At 34.9% G+C, this 8,677-nt stretch carries 8 protein-coding genes; 3 read left to right on the plus strand and 5 right to left on the minus strand.

The genetic code is table 11. The features are described from left to right. The first annotated feature begins 146 nt into the window (after positions 1–146). A complete protein-coding gene (locus AC6CHH_RS15535; RefSeq protein WP_498284520.1) occupies positions 147–512 on the plus strand; it encodes a DUF488 domain-containing protein in 366 nt (121 codons plus the stop codon). A gap of 252 nt (positions 513–764) precedes the next feature. On the opposite strand, the gene AC6CHH_RS15540 is transcribed toward AC6CHH_RS15535, so the two are convergent. Together AC6CHH_RS15540 and AC6CHH_RS15545 are read right to left on the minus strand one after the other, a co-directional pair. Beyond that, on the minus strand, positions 765–2,276 hold the full coding sequence (locus AC6CHH_RS15540) for an acyl-CoA dehydrogenase family protein (protein WP_498284522.1): 1,512 nt from the start codon (positions 2,274–2,276) through the stop codon (positions 765–767). Between the two features lie 259 nt (positions 2,277–2,535). Then, complete coding sequence (locus AC6CHH_RS15545; protein WP_498284524.1) at positions 2,536–3,402, minus strand: helix-turn-helix domain-containing protein; 867 nt, start codon at positions 3,400–3,402, stop codon at positions 2,536–2,538. Between the two features lie 435 nt (positions 3,403–3,837). Between AC6CHH_RS15545 and AC6CHH_RS15550 the strand changes: the two genes are divergently transcribed. Together AC6CHH_RS15550 and AC6CHH_RS15555 are read left to right on the plus strand one after the other, a co-directional pair. Further along, complete coding sequence (locus AC6CHH_RS15550) at positions 3,838–4,746, plus strand: DUF8464 domain-containing protein (RefSeq protein ID WP_498284526.1); 909 nt, start codon at positions 3,838–3,840, stop codon at positions 4,744–4,746. Between the two features lie 73 nt (positions 4,747–4,819). Beyond that, positions 4,820–4,969 (plus strand): hypothetical protein, encoded by a 150-nt coding sequence (locus AC6CHH_RS15555; RefSeq protein WP_498284528.1) that lies wholly within the window; start codon positions 4,820–4,822, stop codon positions 4,967–4,969. 18 nt (positions 4,970–4,987) lie between these two features. On the opposite strand, the gene cobA is transcribed toward AC6CHH_RS15555, so the two are convergent. From cobA to AC6CHH_RS15570, 3 genes are all read right to left on the minus strand, one after another. Then, positions 4,988–5,740, minus strand: a complete 753-nt coding sequence (cobA, locus tag AC6CHH_RS15560) for a uroporphyrinogen-III C-methyltransferase (RefSeq protein WP_498284530.1) — start codon at positions 5,738–5,740, stop codon at positions 4,988–4,990. 257 nt (positions 5,741–5,997) lie between these two features. Next, a complete protein-coding gene (locus AC6CHH_RS15565) occupies positions 5,998–7,650 on the minus strand; it encodes an FAD-dependent oxidoreductase (protein WP_498284532.1) in 1,653 nt (550 codons plus the stop codon). Further along, positions 7,651–8,340, minus strand: a complete 690-nt coding sequence (locus AC6CHH_RS15570; protein ID WP_498284534.1) for an SGNH/GDSL hydrolase family protein — start codon at positions 8,338–8,340, stop codon at positions 7,651–7,653. Between the last annotated feature and the right edge of the window lie 337 nt (positions 8,341–8,677).

An 8,677-nucleotide genomic window follows, 5' to 3' on the forward strand; every position in this document is an offset into this window, starting at 1 on the left:
GAAATAAAGGCAAATGCTTAAAAACAACATATTCAAAACTGCCCTAATTTCAAAAAGTGTATGTCATTAAATACGAAGAATTCATGAAAGATTAGAAAAATAGTTTTAGAGTTTTCAGCAAAAAAAAAAATCGTAACTTCATAGGGATGTATCCAAAAATTAAAATCAAAAGGGTCTATGAAGATCCAGCACCGTCAGATGGATTAAGAGTTTTAGTGGACCGACTGTGGCCAAGGGGTGTCAGCAAACAGAAAGCATCAGTTGATCAATGGGCAAAAGAAATAACTCCTTCAACTAAAATAAGACTAGAATTTGCTCATATGCCTGAAAGATGGAAGGATTTTGAAGCTAAATATTTAGCGGAGTTAAAAAATAACGATCTGGTCGATGTTTATTTAGAGCAGTGGGAAGATTCCCCGATGATTACCTTCGTATATGCTGCCCGAGACAGCAAGCATACACACGCATTAATTCTTCAAAAGTTTATTCAAAATCGATTCGAGAAAAAATAATTCGACACCAATACATAACTATTTATACGTGTATAAGGCTTTTGTTTGAAACAACGGACACGAACAAATGATTTATAGAAAAAAGAGTATTGGAGTGGTTATTTTTTATATGTATCCCACTTCCAATGGCCCATTAAACCATTCCATCTTCTAAGTTCGACTATGCTTCCTTGAATTGTGTTTCCTAGATAGCGATAAAAAGTCCCATTTAATAAATAAACAGGACTCTTTGTTAGATGGTGTAGAAAAAAGCTACGAAAACATGCTGTTCATCCAATCCGAATTTTCTTGATAATATTCAATTGGATCGGCTTTTTGTTTACTAGCCAATTGGCCAGCGAACATCGATAAATCCATATGCATATGTTCTCTGGTAAGTTCAACCAAACCATTGTTAAAACCAACATTACTCAAGTTTAAAGTAAATTGGAAGCTAATTACTCGTGCAATCATTCTCCCTAAAGTGACCAAATCTCTTTGTTTGATGCCCTCCTCCAAATTAAAATCTAATAGCGAAGCAAATACTGGAGCTGCAAATTCAGTCGATTTGTAGGTTTTTAAGAATGTCAGTAGACTTTTTTCTTTACTTTTTCTCATAAGTTTGCTGATAGCCTCCGCGATCTGCGCATATAGCATTTCATTTGAGCCCTCGAATATTTGGAAAGGCCTGCTATCGACTACGCTTCTTCCTGCTATATGATCAAGCCTGTATCCATTAGCTCCTGATAACTGGAGAGTTATTTGAGCGGCTTCTTGCATCAAATCGGTGACGAGCGCTTTCACACTATTTGCCTCTATTCCAAAACCTGAAAGCTCATGATCGATTGAGCTAACTTGGGTACTGTATGAACACATTCCCGAACAAATCGTATAAGATGCTTGTAATCGAGACAATTGGAATTTAACAGAATCAATTTCGTTTAATCGCAATCCCGCAACTCGTCTATCATTACAATGTCTCATGGATTCGTCCAGCATTCTTTTGATGAATCCCATTCCCATCCCTGGAAATTGGAGCCTACTTCGATGAAGAGTATCTAGCATCAATTTAATACCTGTACTGGAAGGTTCTAGTTTTTGATCCAATGGCACTTTCAAATCAAGATGATTAACACCATATGGAATTGCATATAACCCAAGGTTATTGTATCGTTGCTGAACTTCTATATATTGTTCTTGCTGCGAATTATCAGTAACAAAAAAATCAATATCTCGAGTTAAATCACCATTATCATTTTTTTTACGAGCTGTAACAATCCAGAAATCAGCAGCACCCGTTAATCCTTGCCAATGTTTTTTACCTTGGATTTGATAATGATCTTCATTTTGTTTAAAACAAGTTTGCATATTTAGTGCATCACTTCCATAACCAGGTTCAGTAATCATCAATCCACCCATTGCCCCATTTTCTAAAAATTGATCAAAGATCCCATGTTTAATGGAATTTGAACCATATTTAGCAAGCGGTTCTAAAAATAATGCGATATTAATACCAAAAGTAAGCGACAATGATAATGACTCATAAGAAGCCGCAGAAAGAACACCTAAACATTCTTTGACTATAACACCTCTACCACCGTGACTTTCAGGTATAGCTACCGAAAGAGGTTTCATTTTCATGATTTCACTCCAAAATTCGCTCGGTAAATCTCTTTTTAAACTTAGTTTGTTATAATCAAATTCTGAATGAAAAAGACGCGTAAGCGTTGCTTTAAAATCAGAAATATAAGTATTGAAATCTGTTTGTTTCGCGTAAGCTAACATATAATCTTAAATTAAAAAATAGACAAAATATTTGGTGATCGATCCATATTCATGTATATCTTGTAAATCCGTAATAAGAATAATGTATTTGAGGGATGTTGAACCATCCATTGAATCATACTATTTTTATTTTGCTTAAGATCTAAATACCGATGAAATTAATTTCACGACCTACTTATACAAAATTAAAGGTCAAACTTAATAACAGATATTTTAATTAGCACAATTAATAGGACAAATCGTGCATTAACAAGATTTTTTACTCACAAGACTCTCGATAAGCTGTTGGTGTGATACCAACAAATTTTTTAAAAATTCTAGAAAAATAAGACGGATCTGAAAAATCAAGTTCATAAGCTATATCAGCCACACTCTTAGTCGATTCGAAGAGCAAAAGTTGGCTGTGCATAATCAATACCTCAAGAACAAGTTCCTTTGATGACTTTTTAAAAACTGTAGATACACATCGATTCAGATAGTTTATAGAAACAGCTAGTTTGTCAGCATAAAAATTCAACTTCTTTTCTTGGTAGAAATTCTTATGAACAAGTTGTTTAAAGCGCATGGCAACCTCTTGACGTCTATTTAATAATTTTTTAGTATCCGAAAGCTTGATGATCTTGAGAAGCAAAGATTTTAATAAATTTTCAGAGAGCTCTTTATACGGATCCTTATCATTCAATTCTTTATACATCAATCCAAGCAAAAGATGGATATCTTGACTGTCCCCATTATTTAAATTTAACAACGGTGAAACCATGAAAAAGTTTAATATTTCTTGTTCTCTAAATAAGGATGTCATGGCATTATCATTAATCAGCACGCAGTGTCCTTGAGCAGATTTATCCACAGATTGAATGGCTGATATATTACCGTAATTTATAATCAAAACAGCTGGAGCTTGGACCAAATACTCTTCCGGACCAATTTGGTGCTTAAAATAACCTTGAGTTATGTGAACAAGTAAATTATAGCCGAAGAAAATAGGTGGAATTGGTGTTTTAAGGTAGGGAGCAATCTCATTTAATTGGAAAATTTTAACAGGTGAATGCTCATGCTTGAGATGCTCGAGGCTCCCAAACATAAATCTCTTTACAAATTCATCGGCATTTACTTGCTTTTCCATGTACTCTTTGAAAGCTAAAGCTAAGTGTTGTAAAGGATTTTACAAAATCCCATTCCATTTTTTTATCATTAGCGAGACCGAGAATCAAGATTCTGGCCGAATCTGATTTCACCTAGAAAGGCACCTGGAAAAAAATACACCTAACAAACTGAACGTAAGACAAAATAAAAGCTGTACCCTCGCGTTAAAATTTGGTGCATTTTAATTAATTAGCAAACAATACCTCTCACCAAAAAACTAGTTAACAAATTGCTAGCGCATTTCCTCAGTATTTAATTAAAAAACTGACATCATTACAAGGAATATAAACTGAGGTACAAGTTTTTAACTGTAATCTTGTACGTAAAATTAAGCCAAAATTCGGAAAGTTTTTACCGTAATTTATAAAAATACATAAATAATCTAGCTAAGATTTTGAAATATAAAACATAAATTATGTCAAAAAAGAATCACGAAATTACCTTAGAGGAAATAAAAAATCTAGATTTAGTAGAATATCTATCAGAGCTAGGTTATTTGGCCTGCAGAATAAGTTCCAATAATTACTGGTATTTTTCACCCTTTCGAAATGAAAAAATTCCTTCCTTTAAAATTAACAGAAAACTAAATAGATGGTTTGATTTCGGGCTAGGATATGGTGGAAATCTGATTGATTTTATGATACACTATCAGGGTTACACTTTAGAAGAAGTTTTTATTGAATTTCAACAGACAAGACGGCACCAGAAAAAAAATGTCGACATTTATCCCAAAAAGGATCACAAACCTGAAAATAAATTATTCATTCTAGAAAAAAGAACTCTTTATTCAGAGAATCTACTCCAATACCTCCAGAGCCGAAAAATCTCCATTCAAATTGCAGATCAATATTGCATTGAGCTAAAATATCGGGTTAATAATAAAATATTTCAAGCAATAGGGTTTCAGAACGACTCTCTGGGTTATGAAATCCGTAATCCAATTTTTAAAGGCTCAAGTTCTCCTAAAGATATCAGCAGCTTCAGAAATGGTGCTAAAAACATTACCGTATTTGAGGGATTTATGGATTTCTTGACCTACAAAACAATGCTTGTAGAACAACCAGAAAATAAAATGGATTTCTTAATCCTAAACTCTATCTCATTCTTTGAGAAAGCTAGGAGTAAAATTGAAACCTACGAAAGCATTTACCTGTACCTTGACAACGATTCAACCGGAAAAAAAATTACGCACTATGCGTTATCTCTTAACAAACAATACGTTGATAAAAGCTTCTTATACAAAGATCAAAAGGATTTGAATGAATGGGCAGTCCATATAGACAGCATAAAAAAAACAAAAACTCCAAATCGCCTAAAGAGTTAAATGGTAGTGCTTTATAAGTAATTGTTGGATTAATAGACCTCACCACGAAGACTTAACCTAAGGAAATTATCCATTGGCAGAAGGCAACAAACCGAACGTTTTAGAGCGTGAGCGTTATTTATTGGGTAATGAACGGTCCTATTTTGAAAACAATAATGGTGATAAACGCGGTAATTGCCATTCTGAATCTTTAAATCAGCAATATGCGAAGGGGGGAAAATAAGAGACCTGTGGTGTTTCTCTAAATAATTCCTCTCTGACTTTCTAGGATATTCGATAACTGAAACTGAAGATTAACCACGGCGCCAATGACAATAATTGCTGGATGATTTAACTGATTTTCATGACTAGCCTTAACTAAATCTCTCACCAAACAAGTAACTTTTTTTTGCCGGTTAGTAGATGCATTCTGAATGATTGCAGCAGGTGTGTTGCCCTTATTATTCAAGACATACGTTCTAGCGATTTCAGCTAATTTCCGCATTCCCATATATATAATTATTGTAGAATCGCTAAGAACTGCCAATGAGAGATCTGCTGAAAGCTCTCCATTTTCTTTCATCCCTGTAATAATCCATACCCCATGACTAACTCCGCGATGCGTTAAAGGAATGTCATTTAAACCTGCTCCCTGCATACTACTGATTCCGGGTATATATTCCACATTGATTCCCATCTCTTTTGCACATAACCATTCTTCAAATCCTCGTCCATACAAATACGGATCCCCTCCTTTTAATCGGACAACCCGCTCATAATGATGACAATATTTTTTGATCAATCCATTGATATCCTCTTGAGAAATACAAGCGCTATAGGGGTGCTTACCCACGTATATTTTTAAGCAATTTTCAGGGACAATTTCCAAAATATCCTGATTAACCAAATGGTCGTACAAAACAATTTCAGCACGTCTGATAACATTATAGGCTTTAATGGTTAAAAGATCAGCATCCCCAGGACCTGCGCCTACAATATATAATGTTTTACCCATATCTTGATTAAATAATTATTATCACACATTATTTAATCAAAAATATACAAAAAATACTTTTATTATATCTTTTTTTGTATAAAAAAGATAATTAAAGCACAAATATTGTGAAGAAACATATAAAAATGCAATTTTATAACAAATAAATTTCTAATTCAACAATTAAATGCATAATTAAAACAACAAACACACAGAAATAGCGAAAACAATAAGAAAAACTAATGTATTCATAATATTTTTATAAAAAAAACATCAGATTATGGTTTAACTAAGATCTGATTTTCCTTAACCAACATTTTTTTGAGGTCCGTGTAAACGACATCTTGAATATCAAGTTCTTTTTCAATAGCGAGTGAAGCTGCCATTGCTGCGCTCTGACCTAAAATCATAAAAACCGGCTCCATTCGAATGCTTCCAAAGGCAATATGGGAACTCGACAAACAAACCGGAACAAGTAAATTTTCACAATCTTCTTGCTTTGGAACAATAGACCTGTAGGAAATCTGATAAGCACCTCCTTTAGGGTGAACGCCAATATCTCCTTCATTTTGAACAAAACCATCCGGTTTAACATATCGTTGTACATTATGAGAATCAAGAGAATATGAACCCATTCCAATTGGATCGGAAATAACATATTCACTGAAAGTATCGTGCTCTGTCATTACGTACGATCCAACCATCCTACGAGCTTCTCTGATATACAACTGATGTGGCCAATTCCCATTATCTATAAATTCATCTTTCGCTAATCCCCATTTAGCTATTTTCTCACGAACCTCTTTAGGTATCTTATCAGAAGTACTCAAAAAATACATCAATCCTTTTTGATAATCCTCGTGTTCTTTAATAATTTCCTTACGTCTATTATAACTAGCCTCAGGATAATCGTAATTCATACCTATAAAATCAGTACTAAAAGGTCCGTGATTGTTGGTGTCTGTTTTTCGATTGGGAATAGGATCGTATTTCTGAAAAAATTCTCTCCAACCTGAATCAAACACTCTTACAAGCAATTCGTAGTTATCAGGGTTGTAATTATCAGGTTTAGGAAAGGCAACTCGATTATCAGGATGGTCGCTTAAACACATCCGAAAACAATATGCCTGCAATCGACTATCTCCAGCGCCATAGATACCTGGATTTTCCGATGAAACACCAAAAAGCAATCCGCTTGACGGATCTCCAGGAATTACGTAGGGACTAATATCAGCTTTAAACCAGTGATTGTGATGCAAAACTCCTGTCTGCACACCATTCCATTGTTCATTGTAAAGACTATTGGGTTCCCGGCCGACGTGATAGTTCACACCCGACGCCGCCATTAAATCACCTTCATAAGTTGCATCAATAAACATTTTTCCATGAAATATTTTCCCACTCAATGTCTTAATTGATAAAATCCGGTTTCCTTTCTTTCTTACTCCAGCGTCTCTGTCCAGCCATTCATCTCTTAAAACTTCTAGATCGAATTCCTTTACATAGTCTTCAAAGACTCTTTCTGCAACATGAGGCTCAAAAATCCACATCGTACGTTCCTGGCCATCCATTGCAGGCGTTCCTTGACCTTTATTCCCATATTTACTCTTGGATTCCCAACGCCACGAAGAACTATCTTGGTATACTTTATAAATCCGATGATAGAAATCTCGAGCTAATCCACCGATGACGGACTTATCCCCTGTATCTGAAAAACCCAACCCTCCAGAGGACAATCCTCCAAGGTGAATATCAGGAGAAACAACAATCACTGACTTTCCCATTTTCTTCGCTTGAACAGCTGCAGTGAGTGCTGAGGAAGTACCTCCATATATGATTATATCGGCCTTATAGATGTCCTCATTATGAACCCTGTTTGAGCCGAGCAAGCAAACTAGGAATATAGCTGAAAATAATAATTTTAAACTCATTTATTTCTCTTTATTTAATTCAACATTTAAAACTCTCAAAATTTCTGGAGCAATAATCTCTTTGGCACCCAGAGCATTAGGATGCAGACCATCAGGAACATATGCTCTAAACGAAGTCTCCCCTTGTTTTAGCACCATTGACCAGTTTTCATAATGGTCGATCAATACGAGATTCTTTTTTCTTGCAACTTGACGATACATTTCATAATAGGTCCCCAGATCCGGTCTGAAGCTTGCAGATTTACCAATAGCCATATTCATGACCTGAAGAACAACATCACAAGAATCATTAGAAATGAGAATCCGATCAATCATGTATTCTAAATTCAACCGTGCTACATCAACGGATGTTTTGTGCTCCAGAAATGCATCATTCATGCCGAATTCAATAATTACTGCATCCGGTTGCTTTGATATTACACTATCTTGGAGATTCTGCACCCCCCAATTGGACCATTGGCCACCTTTTCCAGAAAGTGAATAAGACAGCATGCCTGCTCCATACCTTTTTTCCAGTTCGTTTGCGACTACTGACATCCAATTCCGGCCATGAGCACCGCTGGACAAGCTTGTCCCATAAATTACTACATGCTGAGGTATACCCTTCTTTAATTTGTTTAAGAAGTTTAATTGACAAAACGCAGGTAAACTAACCATTAGATAGAGAACAAGTAAAAAACTGACTTTCATGAATAGCACATCAAGGTTTATGTTAGGGTTTTCGGCCAAGGGTGTCAAAATCCAAGCTGAAATTGATCGACACACGCTATAACATTAAATATACCACGATTTATTCAAAATCAAGCAATATCTATTTACTATTTTAGAAGTTGTTAATCTTTACGCTATCACAATTATAATAGATTCATATTATATAATTCACTGTCTTAAATTTGCAGTATAAAATTAAAAAACAACGATGAAAAATATAGTAATGTGAACTACCCGTTTGCTAAAGACAAATGGGCTTCGGGTTTCGCAGACTTATGCTTTGTACTAAAGTCTTATTTCAGTCTCCACCTGTGTG

Source organism: Sphingobacterium sp. GQ94, assembly GCF_059758715.1.

Bases quoted from the DNA above. Each gene is read 5' to 3' on its own strand.
- AC6CHH_RS15535 (WP_498284520.1), top strand. From the start codon at position 147: ATGTATCCAAAAATTAAAATCAAAAGGGTCTATGAAGATCCAGCACCG.
- AC6CHH_RS15540 (WP_498284522.1), bottom strand. From the start codon at position 2,276: ATGTTAGCTTACGCGAAACAAACAGATTTCAATACTTATATTTCTGAT.
- AC6CHH_RS15545 (WP_498284524.1), bottom strand. From the start codon at position 3,402: ATGGAAAAGCAAGTAAATGCCGATGAATTTGTAAAGAGATTTATGTTT.
- AC6CHH_RS15550 (WP_498284526.1), top strand. From the start codon at position 3,838: ATGTCAAAAAAGAATCACGAAATTACCTTAGAGGAAATAAAAAATCTA.
- cobA (WP_498284530.1), bottom strand. From the start codon at position 5,740: ATGGGTAAAACATTATATATTGTAGGCGCAGGTCCTGGGGATGCTGAT.
- AC6CHH_RS15565 (WP_498284532.1), bottom strand. From the start codon at position 7,650: ATGAGTTTAAAATTATTATTTTCAGCTATATTCCTAGTTTGCTTGCTC.
- AC6CHH_RS15570 (WP_498284534.1), bottom strand. From the start codon at position 8,340: ATGAAAGTCAGTTTTTTACTTGTTCTCTATCTAATGGTTAGTTTACCT.